This is a genomic window from Polynucleobacter sp. CS-Odin-A6 (genome assembly GCF_018882095.1).
Lineage (GTDB): Bacteria > Pseudomonadota > Gammaproteobacteria > Burkholderiales > Burkholderiaceae > Polynucleobacter.
Window position 1 is genome coordinate 358234 of the sequence record NZ_JACVPD010000002.1, and the last position, 23545, is coordinate 381778.

Consider the following 23545-nt stretch of genomic DNA (forward strand, 5'->3'; position numbering starts at 1 on the left):
CTTTGGCTTACCGTAATTTGAGGCTGGAGAGGCCGATGAGAACTAATAAAATGGTGATAATCCAAAAACGTACAACCACTTGAGTTTCACGCCAGCCACCTAATTCGAAATGATGATGAAGTGGTGCCATTCTAAAAATACGGCGACCTTCGCCAAAACGCTTCTTGGTAAATTTGAACCAAAAGACCTGCAGCATGACGGAAACGGTTTCTGCGACGAAAATTCCACCCATTACAAAGAGCACAATTTCTTGACGGACAATGACAGCAATGGTGCCAAGTGCACCGCCCAATGCGAGCGCACCGACATCACCCATAAATACTTGAGCGGGGTGCGTGTTGTACCAAAGGAATGCTAGTCCTGCCCCACCCATGGCACCGCAAAAAATGAGTAGTTCGCCGGCACCTGCAATGTAAGGAAACAGTAAATATTTTGCATAAATGGCATTACCCATCACATAAGCAAATGCTCCTAATGCCGCGCCTACTAAAATCACAGGCATGATCACGAGGCCATCAAGTCCATCTGTCAAATTCACAGCATTGCTACTGCCCACAATGACTAAGTAACTTAGGATGATGAAGCCCATTACGCCTAGCGGATAGCTGACTTCCTTCATAAAAGGAATGAGTAAGTTTGATTTGGCTGGCAAATCTAAAGCGAAGCCGCTCTTAAGCCAATCAAAGAACAGCTGTAATACCTTTAGATTATTGACTTCAGATACGGAGAAAGCCAGATAAATTGCAGCAAATAAACCGATTAAGGTTTGCCACAAGAATTTCTCTCGCGAAGCCATTCCCTTGGGATCTTTTCGAGCGACTTTTCGATAATCATCAACCCAGCCAATTAATCCAAATCCAAATGTCACAATCATCACAATCCAAATAAAGCGATTTCTGAGATCTGCCCACAGCATGCAGGAAATAAAAATACCCAAAAGAATTAATACACCACCCATTGTTGGAGTACCTGATTTCACTAAATGGGTTTGGGGACCATCGGTACGCACTGCTTGACCCATCTTCAGTGCAGTTAATTTACGAATAACCCATGGGCCAGCGGCCAAGCCAATTAAGAGCGCAGTTACAGTCGCCATTACTGCTCTAAAGGTGATGTAGTTGAAGACTCTAAAAAATCCAAAATCATCTTGCAACCATTGGGCCAATATTAAGAGCATGTTTTAGCCTCCTTCAATAAGGCTTGCACCACACGCTCCATGCGCATAAAACGGGACCCCTTAACTAAAATATCTAAATGTTGATGCTGATTTAACTCTTGATCTGCTAAGGCAACATTGAGCTCTTCAAGCAATTGGTCCAAGCTTGTGAAATGCGCAGCCGTACTCACAGCTTGATTTTTCTGCGAACGATCAAAACCCTGTACTGCAAACTTGCATTGCTCTCCAAGTGCAAACAATTTTGTAATTCCCTGCTCCGCAGCATAGACTCCCACTTCTTCATGAAACTCAGGGCCTTGATCGCCTACCTCGCCCATATCACCTAGTACCAACCAAGAAGTGTTACCAGCCTGCTTCAGAGCATCAATTGCAGCCCTAACAGAATCTGGGTTGGCGTTATAACTATCATCAATCAAAGTTCGACTAGGGTTTAAGGGTTTTGATTGCATGCGGCCATTGACCGGAACAAAGGATTCCAAACCTATCTTAATTTTTTCAAGACTTAAACCAGCTGCCAGAGCAACAGCGCTTGCAGCAAGCGCATTACGAACATTGTGATTTCCTAATGTATTGAGCTGCACTTCAAACTTACCCAGCTCTGTTTTAATCTCCACTTTTCCATTGATAAGTAACTTGCCGGTTACAGAAGCGTTAGCGAAAGAGGCATCAGAAGCCAAAACAAAATCAATTACTTTGCGTCCGTCTGCAGCTTGATACCAAATATCAGTAAATTCAGAATCGGCTGGGAATACTGCAACACCATCCAAGGGGAGCGTACTTAAAGCAGTGGCATGCTCTTTTGCAACTGCCTCAACAGTTGCCATGAATTCTTGATGTTCTCGCTGTGCATTGTTAATCAGGGCAATATTAGCTTGGGTAATTGCAGCTAATTCTGCTGTCTCACCAGGATGGTTCATGCCCAACTCAATCACAGCCAAGCGATCGCTTGGACGCATACGCAACAAAGTTAAAGGCAAGCCAATGTCATTATTTAAATTGCCTGTGGTAACTAATGTGTACTCTTCACCAGTTGCTACCTTAAAAATTGAGGCAATCATTTCTTTTACAGTAGTCTTGCCATTTGATCCGGTAACCAATACCACTGGAATAGGAAATTGAGAGCGCCAAGCTTTTGCTAATTGACCCAAACCTTGCTTAGTGTCAGGCACACAGACTGCGGCTAAAGTTTTGGGGCAATTGTCTTTATTGCTAATTAGTGCTGCACCAGCACCTGCTAATGCTACTTCCGCCAAGAAGTCATGAGCATCAAACCGCTCTCCTACTAAAGCCACAAATAGCTCACCAGCCTCAATCTGACGGCTGTCACTTTCTACACGAGAAATCCTGATTGTCTGAGATGCCTCATCTGAAGCATGAATCAATTGGCTTCCTGGCAACATGGCATGCACGTCGGCAAGGGTCGTCATTGGCAAACTCATCTGCTACCCCCTGCACACAAACGAATATGCTCTTGATCAGAAAAATCAAATCTCTTGCCATTAATTTCTTGAGTAGACTCATGCCCCTTGCCCGCAACTAGAACAATATCCTTAATATCTGCATGACGAACTGCAGCCATAATTGCTGCCGCTCTATCAGGTATGGTTTGTACACGTATTAAGTCTACTGACATCCCTGCTTTGATCATGGCAATAATTGAGTCTGGATCTTCAGACCTTGGGTTATCGCTAGTAATGATGATGTAATCAGCACACTCTTGAGCAACTCGTCCCATTTGAGAGCGCTTTCCTGAATCTCGATCACCACCACAGCCAAAAACACACCACACTTTTCCACCCCTTTGGCTTGCAATGGGGCGTAAGGCGCTTAATGCTTTAGCAAGTGCATCAGGCGTATGCGCATAATCAACCACAATGAATGGGCCTTCGGCAGTCTGTGTTTTGCTGAGGCAAATAAGCTCCATGCGACCCGCTACAGGACTTAACTTTGCCAGGCGCTTAGAGATCTCTTCAGAACTAAAACCCTGGGCTAATAAGACTGTCCAAACAGCAAGGCAATTGCTTAAATTAAATTCGCCCAGTACTGGCAACTGAACAGTAGCCGAACCAATCTCATCACAGCTAAATTTAGATTGGTAACCAGTAGGCGTAAGAACCGTATCTTTTGAATAAACACAATTCAATCGATCGCTAAATTTTTCAAATCCAGCAAAAGTCTCTTTACTTAATGCATAGCCCCATATTTGAGGACCACCTGCAGCAAGGAGCCTGAGTGCCAACTCCCGCCCAAAGATATCGTCAAAATTGATAATGGCATTCTGAAGCTTAAACTGCTGGAATAGTTTTGCTTTTGCTTGCGCATACTCCTGCATTGAGCCGTGATAATCCAAATGGTCTTGGGTTAAGTTCGTAAATACCGCAGTATGTATATCCAATCCGGAAATACGGTCTTGATCCAGCGCATGAGATGATATTTCAATAGCCACTTGATGAGCCCCAGCATCGAGCAATTCTTTTAACTGGGTTTGCAAAAGTGGTGCATCTGGGGTTGTGTAACCGGTCTGAATAAGCGCACCAGGAAATCCTGTGCCTAAAGTACCCATTACCGCCGTCCGATGACTTGCATCATTCAAGGCCTGAGATAGCCATTGAGTAACAGTGGTCTTGCCATTAGTGCCGGTGACGCCAATGATATTTAATTTTTTACTTGGGTAGCCGTACCACTCTGCACAGAGTTTGCCGACTATAGTTGCTAGATTCTCCACAGCAAAACAGCAAGGACTATCTAAGTATTCATTAGCAACTGCATCAGCAGGATCAAATATGACTGCAGCTGCACCATTTGCCAAGGCGGCGGCTATGTAAGGACGGCTATCTTTCCGAGCGTTACCATGCCCAACCGCATACGCAAAGAAAATATCACCAGCCTCAATTTGACGGCTATCTGCGCTCACTTTCGCATCTACAGAAGTCAGATCGCGTAAATAAGAAATTAAAAGATGGGGATTAATATTCGTTGCCATCATCATCTTTTTAAAACCGCTGGCTGAACTTTTACTGAGGCAGTCTGAATATCTCTGAGATTTGCATCCTTCATCGCCCCCTGATTAATATTAATATCAGGAGGTACATTGAGGGCGCGTAACGTTTCACTCACAATGGTAGAGAAAACGGGTGCGGCAACATCCCCACCGTAATGACTTCCAACAGTCGGCTCATCAATCATTACCGCAACCACTATCCGTGGCGCACTGATCGGCGCAAGGCCTGCAAAATAAGCACGGTATTTATTGCCGTATGTCTTACCCACTAATTTATGTGCGGTACCTGTTTTTCCACCAACTCGGTAACCTTCGGCCTGAGCCTTGATTGCAGTTCCACCAGACTCTGTCACCGATTCCATCATGCTACGCATTGAGACGGCCGTCTTTGCCGAGATTACTTTAGTACCAGGCTTAAAGTTTGGGCTGCGCTCAATTGTTAGCGGCACTAACTCACCATCCCGCGCGAAAATTGTGTAGGCACGAGCAACCTGAAAGAGTGAAGCGGAAATACCATATCCAAATGCAATGCGCGCCTGATCGGTTGGAACCCATTTTTTATATGGATGCACTGTACCCGCGACCGCACCTGGAAAACCAATCTTAGGGACTTGACCTAAGCCAACAGAAGTGTAGAAATTCCACATTTCTTCTGCGGATAAATTATTCATTGCTATTTTGGCTGTGCCAATATTGCTTGATTTTTGAATAATTTGAGTAACTGTAAGATTATCGTAAGGATGGGTATCTGTAATTGGTTTTGGGCCAACTAAATATTTAGCGCCGATTACCATATTCGTATTGGGAGAGATAGCGCCTTTTTCCAAAGCAATGGCAACGGTTAAAGGTTTCATTGTGGAGCCAGGCTCAAAGGTGTCAGTCAAAACACGATTGCGCAATTGCTCACCATTCAATTTCTTACGATCATTGGGGTTATAGCTGGGGTAATTTGCTAGAGCCAAAATTTCACCGGTCTGCGTATCTAAGACCACTGCACCGCCTGCACTTGCATGGTGTTGCTCTACAGCACTCTTGACCGCGTTATAGGCAAGGAATTGGATTTTGCTATCAATTGAGAGTTGCAAATCTTTGCCATTTTGCGGTAACTGCAGAATAGCTACGTCTTCCACAACGCGACCAAGTCGATCCACTACTACGCGACGCGAGCCCGGATGTCCAGCCAATTCTTTTTCTCTGGAGAGCTCCATGCCTTCTTGACCAAGATCTTCAACATTTGTGAAACCAACGACATGCGCCATCGCCTCACCCTCAGGGTAGAAGCGACGATATTCGTTATTCAAGCCAATGCCTGGAATTTCTAATTGTTTAATTTGTTGTGCAATATCTGGATCAACTTGACGCTTTAAGAAAATCTGCTTACGTCCATCTTTTAACTTCTTACGCAAGTCTGATTCACTGATTTGCAATAGTTTCGCCAACTTTTGAACTTTATCTGCAGGTAAATCATCTGGTACGGTATCGTTATAGGCGATCACAGACTTTGCTTCTAAGCTCGTAGCAATAACCTGTCCATTACGATCCAGTATTTTTCCTCGAGAAGCGGGTAACTCTAGTTCGCGCTGTGTACCACGCACACCTTTAGCTTCATAAAAGGCATTTCCAGGTCCTTGAATCCAGAAAGCGCGAATCAGAAGCAACATAAAAACGAAGAACAACAAAAATAGCATCAGACGTGACCGCCACATTGGCAGTCGCAATACTAAATTGGGCGTAGTGGAGAAACCTACTGGTCTCATCTCGCCTCCTTCAGGTATAAAGTGCGCTCTGGAGATATAGGCACCATGCGCAACTGATTACGTGCAACGTCACGAATTCGCGCAGATTTAGAAAGATTGCGTTGCTCATACTCCAAACGTAGCCAATCTTGATTGAGTCTGCGCTCTTCAATTTGCGCACGATCCAAAGAAATAAATAATTTACGTGCGCGTTGCTGTGCTGCTACCAAAGACAGTGCGCAAAGTAATAGCAAAACGAGCAATGTAAGAGTAGCGCGATTCAACTATTGACTCCTAAACGCTTTTCAGCAACACGCATGATGGCTGAGCGAGCACGGGGATTCTCTCGAATCTCTTCCTCAGTCGGCTTAATACGTCCAATAATTTCTAAAGCGCTCTGCGGTAAGTCCCTGTCACGAACCGGTAGGCCACGAGGTACCTCCACCTTGGAATGTGCTTGGAAAAACTGCTTCACGATGCGATCTTCTAGAGAATGAAAGCTAATCACCGCTAGTCGTGCACCGGGTTTTAATAAGTTCAGTGCCGCCTTCAAGCCGAGTTCCAGATCCTCTAGCTCGTGATTGATAAAAATACGAAGTGCTTGAAAAGTTCTAGTGGCAGGATCTTGTCCAATCTCTCTTGTACGAACAACACTTGCTACCAAGCTTGATAACTGCAGGGTTGTTTTTGGAGACAATCCTTCTTCTCGCTTAGCCACAATCGCTTTAGCAATTTGAAATGCAAAACGTTCCTCACCATAAGTCTTAATCACCCGAGTGATGTCCTCTTGTGATGCCTGCTCCAACCATTCTGCCGCTGTCAAACCGTATTCTGTATTCATTCGCATATCGAGTGGGCCATCCTTGCGAAATGAAAAGCCGCGATGCGCTTCGTCCACCTGTGGAGAGCTGATCCCAAGATCTAACAAAATGCCATCGACGGATGCTGGCTCCGCGTACTGGTCCATCTGCGCGAAACTCTCGTGCACTATGCGTAGTCGTTGGTCGTTGATTTTTTCCGCGACTGCGATCGCATCCAGATCCTTGTCGAAGGAAATCATGCGCGCGTGGGAGGGAAGCTTTGCTAACAATGCCTGAGTATGACCACCACGCCCAAACGTTCCATCTATCAAGAGCAGGTTTTGTGATGTCTCGGAGGAGGGGATGCGCAGACCACTGATCAGTGCTGTCACCGCCTCGGCCAGCAAGACTGGGCGATGGGTTGTGTTCATTGCACCCTGTCATCAAAAATTAAATTGCTTCAGAGCTTCAGGCATACCTTGCGTAATGGCAGCCTGTTCTTTTGAAGCGTAAGTAGCCGCATCCCACAACTCTAGGTGACTACCCATTCCAAGCAGCATCACTTCTTTCTCAATGCCCGCGGCAGCACGTAACTCAGGACCCACCAAAATTCTTCCAGCGCTGTCTAGATCAACTTCTGAGGCATTGCCCAGAAAAATTCGGCGCCACCAATGGGCGTCCATTGGCAATTGCGCTACACGTGAACGAAAAGTTTCCCATTCAGGACGGGGGAATAAAAGTAGGCAACCATCAGGGTGTTTTGTGAGCGTGATTCGGCCCTCGCCTTGAACTAACAAGGCGTCACGATGCTTTGCCGGCACAGACATGCGGCCTTTTGCATCTAAATTGAGAGCTGACGCACCTTGAAACACCATTTACCCCACTTTTTCACACTTCCTCCCACACTTTAGAGGATCGCACCCAGAGGGTCAAGTGTTTTTGGGTAAATTTTTAGGAAATTTCCTAGTGATTACAAACACTTAGCGAGATGTGTTGATAAAATGGTGAATATAAAAATACTACTTGAAACAAGGGCTTGGAAAATATACTTAAGAATAGATCTTAGCTATTTATACTTATATTGAACCAATATACTGTATTAATACACAGTATATTAAATAAAAACAAGCAAAAAAGATTAATCTAAAGCTAGATTTTGTATGCAGTTGCCGTCATCACCTTAGACATTGCCTGCATTAACTTCTGAATTGGTTGTGGCAGGATCGCCGCGCCGGCAGAAATAGCCTCTTGTCCATGCTCAATTTCATCAATCCGCATTTGGTGAACAATGGCTCTAGAACGTTGATCTTCTACAGGCAGTTTTTCAAGGTGGCTCTCAAGATGATGCTGTACCTGTTTTTCGGTTTCAGCAACAAATCCGAGACTCCACTTATCGCCCGCTAACCCAGCTGCCAAGCCGATCGCAAAGGATCCCGCATACCAAATTGGGTTGAGGTAGCTTGCGTGAGAACCGAGCTCCTGCAAGCGGGTTTCACACCACGCCAAGTGATCCATTTCTTCCCGACCAGAAGAATCCAACATCTGCTGGATTTCTGGGTTGCGAGCGACTAATTTTTGGGATTGGTACAGCGCTTGGGCGCAGACCTCACCAACATGATTTACACGCATCAGTCCAGCAGCGTGTTCACACTCCTTACTATCTAACAAACTAGTGGATTGGGTGTCTGATCCAGGTGTTGGTCGATGGGCATGTGCACCCCCTAGCACCGAGCGCAGTGCGTTATCAAACTCAACAATGAAGCGATCAATCATAGGCGTCAGTATAGGGCGCTTAGACCAAAATCTCTGCCTTACAGCTCTGCTTTGTCTTTAAGCCTAATTCGGCCAAGAGTTCTCGGTCTTGTTCTGCCTCAGGATTGCCAGTAGTCAGCAGTTGCTCACCGTAGAAAATAGAGTTTGCACCAGCCTGAAAACACATCGCCTGCACCGCTCTGCCAAGCTCTTGGCGTCCGGCTGATAGACGCACTCTGGCCTTGGGCATCGTAATGCGAGCTACGGCAATCGTTCTAACGAATTCCAGTGGATCTAAGGGCTCCTGATTTTCCAAAGGCGTTCCTGCGACAGGAACCAAATGATTAATTGGCACCGACTCGGGATACGGACTTAAATTGGCTAAACGGGCCAAGAACGCCGCGCGTTGCTCGCGGGACTCGCCCATCCCAACAATGCCACCACAGCAAACGGACATGCCGGCAGAACGCACATTAGAAATCGTATCCAAACGATCTTGATAACCTCGGGTAGAGATCACTGAGCGATAAAAGTCCTCGCTGGTGTCCAGATTGTGGTTATAGAAGTCTAAGCCAGCATCTTTAAGGGCCTGAGCCTGATTGGCCTCTAACATCCCGAGGGTGGCACAGGTTTCAAGACCTAAAGCCTTTACGCCTTTGATCATTGCGGTGACTTTTTCAATATCGCGATCCTTAGGCTCCCGCCAAGCTGCACCCATACAAAAACGATTCGATCCAGCCGCTTTAGCAGCTTTGGCCGCCTCAATTACTTCGTCTAGATCCATTAATTTATTGGCTTTCACATCAGTGTCATAGCGGGCAGCCTGGGGACAATAGCTGCAGTCCTCTGGGCAACCACCAGTCTTAATCGACAACAGGGTTGCCAACTCCACATCACCATCAGGAAAGTGGGTGCGATGCGTCTCTTGTGCCTTGAAAATCAAATCACTAAATGGGAGAGCAAAAAGTGCCTCAATTTGGGCAACTGACCAAGCGCCAGATGTATCACACTCATCCCGTAAAACCTTTTGGGATTTGACGTGGGTAAGGGGTTTTTCATTAGTTTGGATGGCCTGCATGGTCGAATTCCGGGAAATAGATCAATTCAAGTCACTAACATAACAGATACAGGTCTTCATTAGGAAAAACTAGTGGTCAAATACCAAAGATGAAGCCAACTTCTGATTTAAAACAAACCACTCTAGTTGATCGCAGCCTAGATGCAGTTTGGCATCCTTGTACCCAGATGAAACATCATGAGTCATTGCCATTAATTGCCATTACCAAGGGTAAGGGTGCTTGGCTCTATGACGAAAAAGGGGCTGCACTCCTTGATTGCATCAGCTCTTGGTGGACCAATCTATTTGGCCATTCCAATCCTCCGATTAATCAAGCCATCAATGCGCAACTCGAAAAAATTGAGCATGTGATGCTGGCGGGATTTACTCATCCACCCGTAGTGGCACTGTCGGAAAAATTATCAGCTTTAACCCAAGGAAACTTAGGACATGTGTTTTATGCATCCGATGGGGCATCTGCAGTAGAGATTGCATTGAAGATGAGTCATCACTTCTGGCGGCTAAATAACCAAGCGCAAAAGAAAAAATTTGTTTGCCTAGAAAATGGCTATCACGGCGAAACCCTAGGTGCGCTAGCGGTTACTGATGTCGCCATCTTCCGCGATGCCTATGGCTCGCTACTGCAAGATGTGTTTACTGTGCCTTCGCCTGACGCAAGAAAAGTGCTTGCAGGTGAAAGTTCGGAAGATGTAGCAAGGCGCGCTGCTAAAACATTGGCAGAGTTGCTGGAAGTAGAGCATGACAACATTGCAGCCATTATTGTTGAGCCACTAGTTCAGTGTGCAGGTCAGATGGCGATGCACTCACCAGAATATCTTCGCTTAGTACGATCACTTTGCGATCAATTCAACATTCATCTCATTGCTGATGAGATTGCAGTGGGGTGCGGTCGCTCAGGAACCTTTTTTGCATGCGAACAAGCGGGAATCTGGCCGGACTTCTTAACCCTGTCCAAAGGGATTAGTGGCGGCTATCTTCCACTATCGCTTTCCATGACAACCGATAAAATTTACCGCGCATTTTATGGCGATCAAGCGCGGCAAGGTTTCTTACATTCACATTCGTACACAGGCAATCCGCTAGCATGCGCTGCTGCCCTTGCCTGCTTAGAGATTTTTGAAACTGATTCGGTTCTCGAAAAAAATATTGAGCGTAGCAGTGACCTTGCAAATGCTTTTGCTTGGGCAAAAGAAGATGCTCGAATTGAGCATTGGCGGCAGCAGGGGATGATTTTGGCTTTTGATGTCAAGATTGAAGTCTTAAAAAATCCGACTACTTTTTCACGTGAGATGTTTTCTTCAAGCCTTAAGGAAGGCCTACTGATCAGACCAATCGGTAATACGGTTTATGTGATGCCGCCATACATTCTTTCACCCGAAGAGGCCATGAAGATGGGAAGCTCTGTAAAACACGCTTTAGAACAGGTGCTTGCATGAGCAACAGTTTTAGTGCGCTCGATATGGCAGAGCATCAAATCGCCGACCTAGATACAAAGCTACTGCGGCGAAAGTTGCGCACTACTGAGTCTCCATGTGACACCAAAGCCCGCATTGGCCAGCGCGAACTGAAAACCTTTTGTAGTAATGACTACTTAGGCCTAGCAAACCATCCTGAGTTAGTGTCCGCAATTGCGGAAGGTGCAAAACTATATGGGGTTGGGAGCGGGGCATCCCATCTCATTAGTGGCCACAGCATTGCACATGACTTACTGGAGAAAAAATTAGCTACTTTTGAGAGCGCTCATATTAGCGATGTAAGAGCCTTATTTTTTAGTACTGGCTACCTTGCCAATGTGACTGCGATTACCGGTCTAGCTAGACTTGCGGGACCAAGTGAAGTCAGCATCTATTCAGCCAAACTCAATCATGCTTCACTGATTGATGGTGTTCGTCTCGCTAGCGCTCAAACTAAAGCTCAGGTGACATTGTTTGATCACCAAAATCTCAATTTTCTTGAGGAGGTATTGAAGCATGATGTTCACCCACTAAAACTGATTGTGATTGATGGTGTCTTTAGTATGGATGGTGATATTGCACCAGTGGAGAATTTGATTCAAATTGCCGAAAAATATGATGCGCTACTCATGGTGGATGATGCCCATGGATTTGGTGTACTTGGCCAACAAGGTCACGGTATTTTGGAGCAATCTGAAGTTCATTCGGAAAGAATTATTTATATTGGCACACTCGGTAAGGCGGCAGGTGTTAGCGGGGCTTTTATTTGTGCGGCTGCGCCTTTTATTGAATGGCTAATTCAAAAAGGTCGCCCCTATATTTACAGTACCGCAACACCACCGGCGATTGCGCACACACTGCTTACCAGTCTTGAGCTTATCGAGAGCGATGAAGGCATTAGTCGTCGACAACAACTGAACCAACTCATTCAAATTTGGCATGATGAAATGAAATTCACCCATTGGGAAAAAGTGCCTTCATTTACGCCGATACAGCCTGTGATTCTTGGAAGCAATGCCAACGCATTAGCTGCGGCTAAGTTATTGGATGAAGTGGGTTACTGGATTCCGGCAATTCGTCCGCCTACGGTTCCAGTTGGTAGCTCTCGCCTACGCATTACCTTTTCTGCTAACCACAGCGTTGAAGATTTACGAAAACTCATCAAGACATTAAAGATGATTGAGCAAAAAATAGAAAGTGGGTCATGAGATCAAACTCTCCCACGAGTTTTTTTATCGCCGGTACTGATACAGAAGTTGGAAAAACTTTAGTGACTGGTGCGCTCATTCTTAAACTTCGAGAAGCTGGCCTACATTCAGTAGGTTTTAAACCGGTCGTTGCAGGCACTTATATTGACTCAAGTAAGCAAAAGTTAAATGAGGATCTTGAGACATTACGAATTGCTTCCGGACTAAATCCACATGAGCAATGTCTTTGCCCTTATGTGCTGGATGAGGCAGCAGCACCCCATCTTGTTGCCGAGCGGCATGGAATATCGCTGGATGCCACCATCATCCTAAATTCTTTCAATGTATTGACTCAAAACTTTGATTCAGTCCTGGTTGAAGGTGCGGGCGGCTTTTTAGTGCCCTTAAATGAGCAGGAAGATTTAGGTGATCTGGCTCAAGCTATGGATTTACCCGTCATCCTAGTCGTTGGAATGCGTTTGGGATGCATCAATCATGCCTTACTCACATGCGAAGCAATTCAATCCCGTCAACTCACCATTGCAGGATGGGTTGCTAATACACTTTTTAATGAAATGCCGCTTCTGGAAGAGAATATCCAGACCTTGAAAGACCGAATATTTGCCCCATTTTTAGGCACTATTCCGAGCCTTTCGCCGCTGCTCACGAAGCCAGAGAATGCCCCTTACTCCATAGAGGCCTTACGTTTTGCTGCAGAGCACATCAGGCTGCCTGAGTAAATCAGATAAGATGAAGCCATGCGATTACTTCCAGAAATTATCGACTCCGCATCTGCCATACAAGAGATTCGCCGCAATATTCATGCACATCCAGAATTGCGCTTTGAAGAAAATCGCACCTCCGATCTCGTAGCAGAGGCACTTTCGAGCTGGGGCATTACGGTATATCGCGGCATGGGTAAAACCGGAGTGGTTGGCAAGCTCGATGGTGACTTGGGTACAGGCAAGATGGTGGGTCTGCGTGCCGACATGGATGCCCTGCCATTACAAGAACACAATACCTTTGAGCACACCTCAAAAAATCCCGGAAAGATGCATGCTTGCGGTCATGACGGCCACACTGCAATGCTCTTGGGTGCCGCTCAATACCTATCCAATCATCGAGATTTCAAAGGCTCAGTAATTTTCATTTTTCAGCCGGCCGAAGAAGGTGGTGCTGGTGCACAAGAAATGATTAACGATGGACTCTTTAAGCAATTTCCTTGTGATGCCGTTTTTGGTTTACACAACTGGCCCGGTCTTGCAGAAGGTCATTTTGGGGTGACTCCAGGACCAATGATGGCCTCAAGCAATACATTTGAAATCACCATCCGCGGCAAAGGTGGTCATGCTGCCTTGCCACACAATAGCGCTGACCCTGTATTGGCAGGCGCTCAAGTTGTTCAAGCTTTGCAGAGCATCATTACGCGCAACAAGCGCCCCGTAGATGCAGCCGTTTTATCCGTTACCCAATTTCATGCGGGGGAAACAAGCAACGTCATTCCGGATAGTGCTTTTATTGGTGGCACGGTTCGCACATTCACGATAGAAGTGTTGGATTTAATTGAGCAGCGCTTACGAGAAATCTCCCATCACGTAGCCAGTGCATTTGATTGTCAAGCAGAGGTGAGCTTTGTCCGAAGCTATCCCCCACTAATTAATCATGAGAACGAAGTCGTGTTTGCGAGCGCTGTGATGAACGAACTCGTTGGGGCGCAGAACGTCAATACCGCCATTGATCCAACCATGGGAGCCGAGGACTTTGCATTCATGCTGCTAGAGAAACCAGGTTGCTATGTTTTCTTAGGCAATGGCGACGGTGATCACCGCGCCGAAGGTCATGGCATGGGTCCATGCCATCTACACAACCCATCCTATGATTTCAATGACGCATTAATACCAGTGGGCGTGAGCTACTGGGTCAAGCTAGCGCAACGCTACTTAGAAACAAACTAACTCATTACTAACTAATTATTAAAAGTAAAGAGTTAAGAGTTCGTAAATTTAGCGGGGCGCTTTTCCAAGAATGCGGCCATACCCTCTTTTTGATCATTGGTCGCAAAGCACGAGTGGAACAAACGGCGCTCAAAATGCATCCCTTCTGATAGCGTAGTTTGGTAAGCGGTATTGATTGATTCTTTAACCATCATTGCAGTCAGCAAGGGCATGTCAGCAATTGTTTTTGCAATGGCTTTGACTTCCTTTAATAGATCCGCTTGGGGGAAAATTCGGGCAACTAAACCAGAGCGCTCTGCTTCTATTGCATCCATCATGCGGCCAGTCAAAGCCAAATCCATGGCCTTTGCTTTAGAGACTGCCCGTGGTAATCGCTGAGTACCACCAGCGCCAGGAATAATGCCCAACTTGATTTCTGGCTGAGCAAACTTTGCATTATCAGCAGCCATAATGGTGTCGCACATCATCGCTAGTTCACAACCTCCACCAAGCGCGTAACCCGACACTGCAGCAATAACCGGCTTACGTACCTTCTTCATCTCTTCCCAGTTGCGCGAGATAAAGTCACCCCGATAAACATCACGCAAATCACGTTTCGCCATACTGGCAATATCTGCCCCAGCGGCAAACGCTTTTTCACTTCCGGTCACAATAATGCAGCCGATATTGTCATCCGCATCAAATCCCAACAAGGCTACGCCTAATTCATCCATCAACTCGTCATTGAGCGCGTTTAATACTTGCGGGCGATTGAGAGTAATGACAGCAACCTTGCCATCCACTTCAGTCAATATGGTGTTGTAAGTCATGGATCTCTTTCAAAAATGATTTGTTCAGCGTGGCAACAATAACCACATCTTGCCATCTTGCTTCATGCGTCCTGCTAATTCTCCAGCAGAATCTCCTGATCCCCAATAGTAATCCGCTCGCACCCCGCCCACAATGGCTTTACCCGTATCTTGGGCCATCACTAATTTTTGTAAGGCTTGGCTGCTTAAAGGCTTAGTGGTGCTCAGAAATACTGGGGCGCCCAAAGGCATCGCCTTTAAATCAATCGCGATACTGCGTTCAGATGTCAATGGCACTCCTAAAGCACCATTCGGACCAAGATCAGCACTGACGTTACCTGGCAACTCCTTAAAAAATACAAAACGCGAATTGGCATTTAGCATCTCCTCTACACGGCCAGGATTTCGCTTGGCCCATGCAGATATCCCTTGCATCGTTGCTTCGCCACGAGTAATTTCTTTACGGTCTAACAACCATTGAGCAAAAGACTTAAATGGTTGATCGTTCGTGCCGGCATAGCCTAGGCGCAACACACGCCCATCTTCAAGCCGAATCTTTCCGGAACCCTGGATTTGCATAAAAGCAGCGGCAACAGGATCTTGAACCCAAGCAAGCTCAGAACCTCGCAGGACTCCGGACCCCATTAACTCAGCACGTGTCGGCGCAGGGTTTGGTTTAGCGCTCTTCCATGCAGTAGGAAGACCATACAAAGGAACGGTGTAATTCGCAGTTCGAGTCTGCGAGCCATTCATAACGGGCTCGTAATAACCGGTAATCAGGCCAGATTCATTACCGGTGGCGCTATTGCGCACTTCGAATACCTGAAAGTTGGCCTCAAAATACTTGCGAATCGCTTGTCCATCGCGTCCCGAAACACTATTGGCTTGAGCGCAAACGGAGCGCCAATCAATCTCGCTACTCCGTTTACGTAAAGCCTCACAACTCTTGAGCCAAGCAGGCCAGGCTTGCGTTAATTCATCTTCTTGCCAGCCGGGCAAAGATTGCCATGACGCTGATCGAAAGTTGGCGATCGGGGAGCTGAAAGAGCTTGGGGCAGTACCACTAGAGCGGTAATTAGACCCTCGGGTGGAAGGGGTGGAGCAAGCCGCCAATAGGCTGGTAATGGCTATAGCGAATACACTGCAGACAAGGATTCGCGTGGCTTTCCCGCGACATACTAATTTGGATATAAAAATCATGATTGCCAATTTACTCGATGAATACCCCATGATCTTATTTGCTCTAGAGGGGGGACTTGCTTTAGCCCTTCTCCTATTTATTGTCCTTTGGACTGGTAAGGGCAAAAAGTAATGTTTTACTGGGGTCTAATGCAAGGTTCTAGGCATGACTAGGGCAAATTCTGGAATCGGGGCCTGGAAAAACTGGGCTTCCTCGGTTACGCAGAAGTACTCCCCACGCATCGTGCCAGCTGGGGTCGGCAACGTTGCCCAACTGGTGTACTCAAACTGCTCTCCGGAGCGAAGCAGGGGTTGTTGGCCTACAACGCCTAAACCACGGACCTCTTGGACATCATTATCCCCATCAGTAATGAACCAATGGCGCGCAATCAGCTGAATACTCGCCGTGCCAGAGTTTCTAATAGTGACTGTGTAGGCAAACGCAAACTGGCGATTATCAGGGTCAGACTGGTCTGGCAAGTACTGAGTTTTGACCGTAATAGTGATTTCGTGAGGATTCATGCTCGAATTCTGCTCCATCCTAGAGCCAACTGCAAGCTAGAATCTAGGGATGGATAGCCAGAAATCACCCTCAAAGAGCCAGTTTGTCATCGCCCCTTCCATTTTATCGGCTGACTTTGCCTGTCTTGGCAAAGAAGTTCAAGATGTTCTGTTGGCGGGGGCTGACTGGATTCACTTTGATGTGATGGACAACCATTACGTTCCTAACCTGACTATTGGCCCATTGGTATGCGAGGCCATTCGTCCGCATGCAATAAAAGATGGCAGGCCAGCGATGATCGATGTCCACTTGATGGTGGAGCCAGTAGATCGCCTGATTCCGGATTTTGCAAAAGCAGGAGCGAATCTGATTAGCTTTCACCCCGAGGCAAGTCCACATGTGGATCGCACTATTAACCTCATTCGTGATCAGGGATGTCAAGCAGGACTGGTTCTAAATCCTGCGACACCGCTTCACCACCTAGATCACACTTTGGAATTACTCGACCTCGTTTTACTCATGTCAGTAAATCCTGGTTTTGGTGGTCAGTCATTTATCCCAAGCACTTTGCAAAAGATTGCTCAAGTACGTGCTCGCTTAGACCGTTATGAACAAGAAACAGGACGCCACATTCGCCTCGAGGTCGATGGTGGCATTAAAGTCGACAACATCGCAGAAATAGCCAAAGCGGGTGCGGATACTTTTGTTGCTGGCTCCGCAATCTTTGGCAAAGAAAATTATGCTGATGTCATTAAAGCGATGCGTGCAGAACTAGCGACGTCAGGAAAAGCGTAATGCAGCATGAAGAATTTCTTGCCCTAGCAAAACAGGGTTTTAATCGCATTCCCTTAGTAAAAGAAGTGTTGGCAGACTTAGAGACGCCTCTATCGCTTTACGTCAAACTGACACAAGCCTTTGGTCAAAAAAATACCTACTTACTTGAATCCGTTCTCGGTGGCGAGCGCTTCGGGCGCTTCTCATTCATTGGCTTGCCAGCTAAAACAGTTTTAAGAACTGTGGGTATGCCAGATGCCCCACTCACTGAAGTCCTTTTTAATGACCAAGTCATTGAAACCAATCGTGACAATCCATTAGACTTTGTAGACGCCTACTTTAAGCGTTTCAAGGTTGCCGTTCAACCGGGGTTGCCCCGCTTCTGTGGCGGTCTTGCAGGTTACTTTGGATATGACACCGTACGCTATATTGAACCGCGCTTAGCCAAATATCAGCTACCGGATGAGTTGGGCGTTCCAGATATTCAGCTGATGCTCACTGAGGAGTTAGCAGTGATTGATAACGTTGCTGGTCGCATCTATTTGATTGTGTATGCCGATCCTAGCGCTGTAGGTAGCTTTGAGAAAGGTCAGGCTAGATTACAAGAATTACTGGCTTGCTTAAGTAAGCCAGTCAGCATGCCAGCCTCATTACCAAGCACTAAGACAGAATTGATTCGAAAGTTTAAAGCGGCAGATTTTGAAAATGCGGTACGCAAAACTAAAGAATATATTTTGGCTGGCGACTGCATGCAGGTGGTGATTGGACAACGCATTAGCAAACCTTTCACAGACTCACCACTCGCTCTCTACAGAGCGCTACGCTCGCTCAATCCTTCGCCTTATATGTATTTTTACGACTTTGGCGACTTGCAAGTTGTAGGCTCCTCACCAGAGATCTTAGTACGCCAAGAGCAGCGTGAAGCACAGAAAATAGTCACCATTCGTCCGCTTGCCGGTACGCGCCCACGGGGCATCACGACTGAAGAAGATGAGCGCCTTGCAAAGGAATTACTGGCTGATCCGAAAGAGATTGCTGAGCATGTCATGTTGATCGATCTAGCTCGCAACGATGTCGGCCGAATTGCCAAAACAGGCACCGTTAAAGTAACGGATTCGATGTCCATCGAGAAGTACTCTCACGTCCAACACATTGTGAGCTCTGTTGAAGGCGAATTATTAGACAATATGAGTAATATGGATGTCCTACGCGCGACCTTCCCAGCAGGGACTTTATCGGGCGCCCCAAAAATTCGGGCGATGGAAATTATTGATGAAATGGAAATTGTTAAACGCGGTGTGTATGGTGGTGCGGTCGGCTACCTCTCCTTCTCTGGTGACATGGATGTCGCCATTGCCATTCGCACTGGCGTGATTCGGGATGGCGTCTTGCATTCTCAAGCGGGTGCTGGTGTTGTGGCAGATTCGGATCCTACCGCCGAATGGAAAGAAACTGAAGTCAAAGCCCGAGCAGTTTTAATGGCAGCTGATTTAGTGCAAGGAGGACTCGATGCTCCTCATGATTGATAACTACGATTCGTTTACCTATAACCTCGTTCAATACTTTGCAGAGCTGGGAGAGGAAGTAAAAGTATTACGTAACGATGAGATTGCGGTTGAAGGCATTGCCAACCTGAAGCCTGCACGCATTTGTATTTCACCTGGACCCTGTAGTCCTGCAGAAGCCGGTATTTCTGTAGCTACGATTCAACGCTATGCAGGACAGATTCCGATTCTGGGAGTCTGTCTTGGGCATCAAGCCATTGGCGAAGCCTTTGGTGGAAAAATCATTCGCGCTCAAAAAGTAATGCATGGCAAAACGGATGATATTTATCACACTGGGGTAGGTGTCTTTAAAAACCTACCAAATCCCTTTAAGGTAACGCGCTATCACTCCCTTGCAATTGAAAAGAGCTCTTTACCTAGCGTTCTTGAAATCACCGCCACATCCTCTGATGGTGAAATTATGGGTGTACGCCACAAAGAACTTGCGGTTGAAGGCGTGCAATTTCATCCAGAATCCATTCTTTCTGAGCAGGGTCATGCGCTCCTCAAGAATTTTCTGCAAGCTAAATAATTACCATGCCAATTACCCCACAAGAAGCATTGCAACGCTGTATTGAACACCGCGAGCTCTTTCATGATGAGATGGCGGCGATGATGCGCTTGATCATGAGTGGTGAGATGCCCCCCGCGTTGGTGGCAGGACTATTGGTTGCCCTGCGCACCAAAAAAGAGACTGTGGGTGAAATCGCTGCAGCTGCTCAAGTTATGCGTGAGTTTGCGACACCAGTTCATATAGAAGATAGAAAAAATTTAGTCGATGTAGTTGGTACTGGCGGAGATGGTGCGCACACTTTCAATATTTCTACGGCAGCCATGTTTGTTGCAGCAGCTGCAGGTGCAAAAATTGCGAAGCATGGTAATCGTAGTGTGAGCAGTAAATCGGGTAGCGCCGATATTCTAGAATCTTTAGGTGTGAAGCTATCACTTTCTCCCGAGCAAGTAGCAAAATGTATTGCAGAGGTTGGGGCCGGCTTTATGTTTGCCCCTAACCATCATCCCGCCATGAAAAATGTAGTACCTATACGTAAAGATTTGGGCGTGCGCACCATCTTCAATATCTTGGGCCCATTAACTAATCCAGCAGATGCTAAACGCATCCTGATGGGCGTATTTCATGCGGATTTAGTCGGCATTCAGGCGCGTGTATTGCAAGCGATGGGTATGGACCACGCACTAGTGGTTTACGGCCGAGATGGTTTAGATGAAATCTCTCTTGAAGGCCCAACCTTAGTCGGTGAGCTCAAGGATGGCGTAGTCCGCGAGTATGAAATTCATCCAAAAGACTTTGGCTTGAACACAGCGCTGACCAATAGCTTTAAGGTAGCCAATGCCGAGGAGTCTAAAGCCATTGTTTTAGATGTTCTCAATCAAACTCCAGGTCCGGCAAGCGATATTGTTTGCTTCAATGCAGGCGCAGTCCTTTATGTAGCCGATGTCGCACCAAGTATCGCTAGTGGCATTCAGATGGCTCAGGCCGCGATTGGATCAGGTGCAGCCCGTCAAAAGCTAGACCAATTTATAGCTGCAACCCAACATTAATTAAGATCTTCATGAGCGACATCCTCGACAAAATTATTGCCACTAAAAAGATTGAGCTTGGTGCAGATTCAGTCAAAATATCTTTAGCAAACCAGCGTGATCTGGCTGAAGAAAATAATCGCACTGTTGCATTACAGCCGCGCGGCTTTATTCAATCCATCCAGAAAAAAATAGTCGCTGGCAAAGCTGGTGTGATCACAGAGATTAAGAAAGCGAGTCCTAGTAAAGGCATCTTAAGGGAACATTTTGATCCAGCCGAGATTGCTCAGTCCTATGAAAAACATGGTGCAGCTTGTTTATCGGTTCTGACGGATAGGGATTATTTCCAGGGATCCAATATCTATCTTCAAGCAGCCAGAGCTGCCTGTAGCATTCCGGTGCTGCGTAAAGACTTTACGATCGACCCCTATCAAGTCTACGAAGCAAGGGCTATTGGTGCTGATGCTATTTTATTAATTGTGGCCTGCCTTGAGCTCAATCAAATGAAAGAGCTTGAAGCCTGTGCGCATGAGCTTGGCTTGGATGTATTGGTTGAAGTGCATAATGCCTCCGAATTAGAGCAGGCCTTAAAGCTCAAAACACCTTTACTTGGAATCAATAATCGCAATCTTAAAACCTTTGAAGTAACGCTTCAAACTACACTGTCATTACTCTCAATGGTTCCTACTGGAAAAACCTTGGTTACCGAATCAGGCATTATGAGTCGCGCTGACGTGCAACTCATGCGTGATCATCAGGTGAATGCGTTCTTAGTGGGCGAAGCCTTTATGCGTGCAAGCGATCCTGGAGTCGCTTTGAGTGCGCTATTTAGCTAAAGCGCTTTAATCCCCCCCCCCCGCTTTATCAGGTTTAAACCATACTTGATCAAAGCGATGAGCAGTAAAGTTCCGAGGACATCTCCAATAAACATCACCAAGAAGTGATTGATGCTTCCAGCCTGGTCAAGTCCTCGCGAAGAAAACCACCACTGATGCAAACCAGCGCTTAAGAGGGCATAAATCAAAATACATGCCATCAATTTTTGCAATGTGAGCCCACTAAGATCAGATGAGATTTGCACATTGCTCGCTACAAATATTTTGGCCAAGTAAGGTGCAAAACCTGATATCAAGCCTACGCCGATGCAGGTTGTGAGATCAGGCGGTAATTCACCGAAATAACTAATTAGAAAAGAAGCAATGGCAATGCCAATAGCGCCTGATAGGCCAAAAACGAGTGTTAGAAATAAACGTAGACCAGCAGGAAGATAAATCCAGTTCACTCCCAAGCCATAAGACAAGTCGCTTGTAATCCAGTTATTGAAATAGAAGAGGGCTGCGTAAGTTAAGGCGCTAACTAAAAAACCGGTTATCCATTCTGGGAGGATATTTTTCATCAATAGCAGCAGATTTGGCTTTAAATTAGTATTTTAATATCACCCTTCAAATTATTTCGGAATATACTAAGGTTTACCCTTGGGCTATAAGCCCTAAAATTTAAGCAATCTTTAATTTAAAAAATGTTAACCACTAAACCCTCTTACTACATCCGATTTTTAAACTTAATCGATGCCCTGGACCGTATGAATCCAGGCAAGAAACTGGATTCGATTGAAGAAAGTTTGTTGGATAACATCCTATTGAGCTTTCATGCCAAACAGTCAATTTTGGTGGGTGATCTTATTTCTATGGCTGAGATTGGCTCCCAGGCTACGCTTCACGGGCGTCTCAAGAACCTGAGTGCGATGGGTTATATCAAGATGATTGCGAATGAAGATGGTCGTAAGAAAGAAGTAATTCCGACCAAGAGCGCTATCAAGCGCTATGAAGAGATTTCTAAATGCCTAGAAAAGGCAGTCAAAGCAAGTTAAAGCCCCGTTAATGGTGGTTACCATCGCGCTCCACAGATGGAAAAGCAAAAAGCACTTAGCAAACTAAGTGCTTTTTTATTAACAGTCTCTGTTTTAAACGTTAAATAAGAAGTTCAGTACGTCGCCATCTTTTACAACATACTCTTTACCTTCGGCACGCATCTTACCGGCTTCTTTTGCGCCAGCCTCACCTTTGAACTGCACAAAGTCTTCAAAAGCAATTGTTTGCGCACGAATAAAGCCACGCTCAAAATCGGTATGAATCACCCCAGCAGCTTGGGGAGCAGTGTCACCTTGGTGAATGGTCCAGGCTCGAACCTCTTTCACGCCCGCAGTAAAGTAAGTTTGTAAGCCCAATAATTTGTATCCCGCACGAATCACACGATCTAATCCTGACTCTTCCATACCGAGGTCGGCCAAAAACTCAATCTTGTCCGCATCATCTAAATCAGCGATTTCTGCTTCAATTGCAGCGCAGACTGCCACCACTGGGGCACCTTCTTTAGCCGCATGTTTTAAGACTGCTTCTAAATGGAGATTATTGGTAAAACCATCTTCTTTGACATTGGCGATATACATCGCTGGCTTTGCGGTAATTAAGCAAAGTGGCTTGAGGATTAGCTGTTCATCTTCGGTCAGTTTCATACTGCGTACGGGGAGCGCTTGATCTAGGTGTGCTTGCACCTTAGTGAGCACGGCCACTAATGCAGCAGCATCTTTGTCATTTCCTGACTTGGCAGCCTTAGTGGAGCGCTGGAGTGTTTTCTCAACCGTGGTTAAGTCAGACAATGCCAGCTCGGTATCGATTACGCCAATATCGGAGATGGGGTCAATTTTTCCGGCGACGTGAATGACATTAGCATCCTCGAAACAACGCACCACATGAGTAATGGCGTCCGTTTCCCGAATATTCGCTAGAAATTGATTCCCAAGCCCCTCCCCCTTGGATGCTCCGGCCACCAGACCGGCAATATCGACAAATTCGACGGCTGCAGGGACGATGCGTTCAGGACTGACGATCTCAGATAGGGCAGCTAGACGGGGATCAGGAACCTCAACCACGCCTACGTTTGGCTCGATTGTGCAGAAAGGATAGTTCTCCGCCGCGATTCCAGCCTTGGTAAGCGCGTTAAAGAGGGTAGATTTGCCGACATTAGGCAGGCCGACGATGCCACATTTTAAAGACATGCCCGTATTGTAAAGGGCTAG

General features: G+C 46.3%; 24 protein-coding genes. 10 read left to right on the forward strand and 14 right to left on the reverse strand.

Annotation, left to right across the window (positions count from 1 at the left end):
* Positions 1-7: 7 nt before the first annotated feature.
* From mraY to bioB, 9 genes are all read right to left on the reverse strand, one after another.
* Positions 8-1177, reverse strand: coding sequence for a phospho-N-acetylmuramoyl-pentapeptide-transferase (gene mraY, locus ICN15_RS06505; RefSeq protein WP_216201892.1), 1170 nt, complete (start codon positions 1175-1177; stop codon positions 8-10).
* Positions 1168-2610, reverse strand: coding sequence for a UDP-N-acetylmuramoyl-tripeptide--D-alanyl-D-alanine ligase (gene murF / locus ICN15_RS06510; RefSeq protein ID WP_216202083.1), 1443 nt, complete (start codon positions 2608-2610; stop codon positions 1168-1170). The genes mraY and murF overlap by 10 nt, the downstream gene beginning before the upstream one ends.
* Positions 2611-2612: 2 nt before the next feature.
* On the reverse strand, positions 2613-4163 hold the full coding sequence (locus ICN15_RS06515; protein ID WP_255532897.1) for a UDP-N-acetylmuramoyl-L-alanyl-D-glutamate--2,6-diaminopimelate ligase: 1551 nt from the start codon (positions 4161-4163) through the stop codon (positions 2613-2615).
* Positions 4163-5935, reverse strand: coding sequence for a penicillin-binding protein 2 (locus tag ICN15_RS06520; RefSeq protein ID WP_255532898.1), 1773 nt, complete (start codon positions 5933-5935; stop codon positions 4163-4165). The genes ICN15_RS06515 and ICN15_RS06520 overlap by 1 nt, the downstream gene beginning before the upstream one ends.
* Complete coding sequence (ftsL, locus tag ICN15_RS06525) at positions 5932-6198, reverse strand: cell division protein FtsL (RefSeq protein ID WP_216201895.1); 267 nt, start codon at positions 6196-6198, stop codon at positions 5932-5934. The genes ICN15_RS06520 and ftsL overlap by 4 nt, the downstream gene beginning before the upstream one ends.
* A complete protein-coding gene (rsmH, locus tag ICN15_RS06530; protein WP_216201897.1) occupies positions 6195-7145 on the reverse strand; it encodes a 16S rRNA (cytosine(1402)-N(4))-methyltransferase RsmH in 951 nt (316 codons plus the stop codon). The genes ftsL and rsmH overlap by 4 nt, the downstream gene beginning before the upstream one ends.
* Before the next feature lie 12 nt (positions 7146-7157).
* Positions 7158-7586, reverse strand: a complete 429-nt coding sequence (gene mraZ, locus ICN15_RS06535) for a division/cell wall cluster transcriptional repressor MraZ (protein WP_216202084.1) — start codon at positions 7584-7586, stop codon at positions 7158-7160.
* 277 nt (positions 7587-7863) lie between these two features.
* Entirely contained in the window at positions 7864-8487 is a 624-nt protein-coding gene (coq7, locus tag ICN15_RS06540) for a 2-polyprenyl-3-methyl-6-methoxy-1,4-benzoquinone monooxygenase (RefSeq protein ID WP_216201898.1), read from the reverse strand.
* 19 nt (positions 8488-8506) lie between these two features.
* Positions 8507-9544: a biotin synthase BioB gene (gene bioB / locus ICN15_RS06545; protein WP_216201899.1), complete on the reverse strand. Its 1038-nt coding sequence runs from the start codon at positions 9542-9544 to the stop codon at positions 8507-8509.
* Between the two features lie 89 nt (positions 9545-9633).
* On the opposite strand from bioB, the gene bioA reads away from it, so the two are divergent.
* The 4 genes from bioA to ICN15_RS06565 are packed head-to-tail and all read left to right on the forward strand — an operon-like array spanning position 9634 to position 14140.
* On the forward strand, positions 9634-10980 hold the full coding sequence (gene bioA, locus ICN15_RS06550; protein ID WP_216201900.1) for an adenosylmethionine--8-amino-7-oxononanoate transaminase: 1347 nt from the start codon (positions 9634-9636) through the stop codon (positions 10978-10980).
* The gene (locus ICN15_RS06555) at positions 10977-12206 is read left to right on the forward strand and encodes an 8-amino-7-oxononanoate synthase (RefSeq protein ID WP_216201902.1); all 1230 of its coding nucleotides are present in this window, start codon (positions 10977-10979) and stop codon (positions 12204-12206) included. Before bioA ends, ICN15_RS06555 begins: the two co-directional genes overlap by 4 nt.
* Positions 12203-12925, forward strand: a complete 723-nt coding sequence (gene bioD, locus ICN15_RS06560; RefSeq protein WP_216201904.1) for a dethiobiotin synthase — start codon at positions 12203-12205, stop codon at positions 12923-12925. Before ICN15_RS06555 ends, bioD begins: the two co-directional genes overlap by 4 nt.
* Positions 12926-12943: 18 nt before the next feature.
* Complete coding sequence (locus tag ICN15_RS06565) at positions 12944-14140, forward strand: M20 aminoacylase family protein (protein ID WP_216201906.1); 1197 nt, start codon at positions 12944-12946, stop codon at positions 14138-14140.
* A 32-nt stretch (positions 14141-14172) separates the two neighbouring features.
* Here the strand turns inward: ICN15_RS06565 and ICN15_RS06570 are convergent, their stop codons facing one another.
* From ICN15_RS06570 to apaG, 3 genes are all read right to left on the reverse strand, one after another.
* Positions 14173-14949, reverse strand: a complete 777-nt coding sequence (locus ICN15_RS06570; RefSeq protein WP_216201907.1) for an enoyl-CoA hydratase — start codon at positions 14947-14949, stop codon at positions 14173-14175.
* Between the two features lie 24 nt (positions 14950-14973).
* Positions 14974-15927, reverse strand: a complete 954-nt coding sequence (locus ICN15_RS06575) for a murein transglycosylase A (RefSeq protein WP_255532900.1) — start codon at positions 15925-15927, stop codon at positions 14974-14976.
* 327 nt (positions 15928-16254) lie between these two features.
* Entirely contained in the window at positions 16255-16629 is a 375-nt protein-coding gene (gene apaG / locus ICN15_RS06580) for a Co2+/Mg2+ efflux protein ApaG (protein WP_216201909.1), read from the reverse strand.
* Positions 16630-16678: 49 nt separating this feature from the next.
* On the opposite strand from apaG, the gene rpe reads away from it, so the two are divergent.
* From rpe to trpC, 5 genes are read left to right on the forward strand one after another with little or no spacing between them, the layout of a single operon-like run.
* Positions 16679-17404 carry a ribulose-phosphate 3-epimerase gene (rpe, locus tag ICN15_RS06585; RefSeq protein WP_216201911.1) on the forward strand — a complete coding sequence of 242 codons (726 nt, stop codon included), beginning with the start codon at positions 16679-16681 and terminating at the stop codon, positions 17402-17404.
* Positions 17404-18909, forward strand: coding sequence for an anthranilate synthase component I (gene trpE, locus ICN15_RS06590; protein WP_216201913.1), 1506 nt, complete (start codon positions 17404-17406; stop codon positions 18907-18909). Before rpe ends, trpE begins: the two co-directional genes overlap by 1 nt.
* Entirely contained in the window at positions 18893-19459 is a 567-nt protein-coding gene (locus ICN15_RS06595; protein ID WP_216201914.1) for an aminodeoxychorismate/anthranilate synthase component II, read from the forward strand. Before trpE ends, ICN15_RS06595 begins: the two co-directional genes overlap by 17 nt.
* Positions 19460-19464: 5 nt before the next feature.
* Positions 19465-20487 carry an anthranilate phosphoribosyltransferase gene (trpD, locus tag ICN15_RS06600; RefSeq protein WP_216201916.1) on the forward strand — a complete coding sequence of 341 codons (1023 nt, stop codon included), beginning with the start codon at positions 19465-19467 and terminating at the stop codon, positions 20485-20487.
* Between the two features lie 11 nt (positions 20488-20498).
* Positions 20499-21302 carry an indole-3-glycerol phosphate synthase TrpC gene (trpC, locus tag ICN15_RS06605; protein ID WP_216201917.1) on the forward strand — a complete coding sequence of 268 codons (804 nt, stop codon included), beginning with the start codon at positions 20499-20501 and terminating at the stop codon, positions 21300-21302.
* Here trpC and ICN15_RS06610 read toward each other — a convergent pair.
* On the reverse strand, positions 21299-21862 hold the full coding sequence (locus ICN15_RS06610; RefSeq protein ID WP_216201919.1) for a hypothetical protein: 564 nt from the start codon (positions 21860-21862) through the stop codon (positions 21299-21301). The two genes, trpC and ICN15_RS06610, sit on opposite strands and share 4 nt — an antisense overlap.
* 123 nt (positions 21863-21985) lie before the next feature.
* Here ICN15_RS06610 and ICN15_RS06615 point away from each other — a divergent pair, with 123 nt between their 5' ends.
* Positions 21986-22336 carry a hypothetical protein gene (locus ICN15_RS06615; protein WP_216201920.1) on the forward strand — a complete coding sequence of 117 codons (351 nt, stop codon included), beginning with the start codon at positions 21986-21988 and terminating at the stop codon, positions 22334-22336.
* Between the two features lie 93 nt (positions 22337-22429).
* Here the strand turns inward: ICN15_RS06615 and ychF are convergent, their stop codons facing one another.
* Positions 22430-23524, reverse strand: coding sequence for a redox-regulated ATPase YchF (gene ychF, locus ICN15_RS06620; RefSeq protein ID WP_216201921.1), 1095 nt, complete (start codon positions 23522-23524; stop codon positions 22430-22432).
* Positions 23525-23545 lie beyond the last annotated feature (21 nt).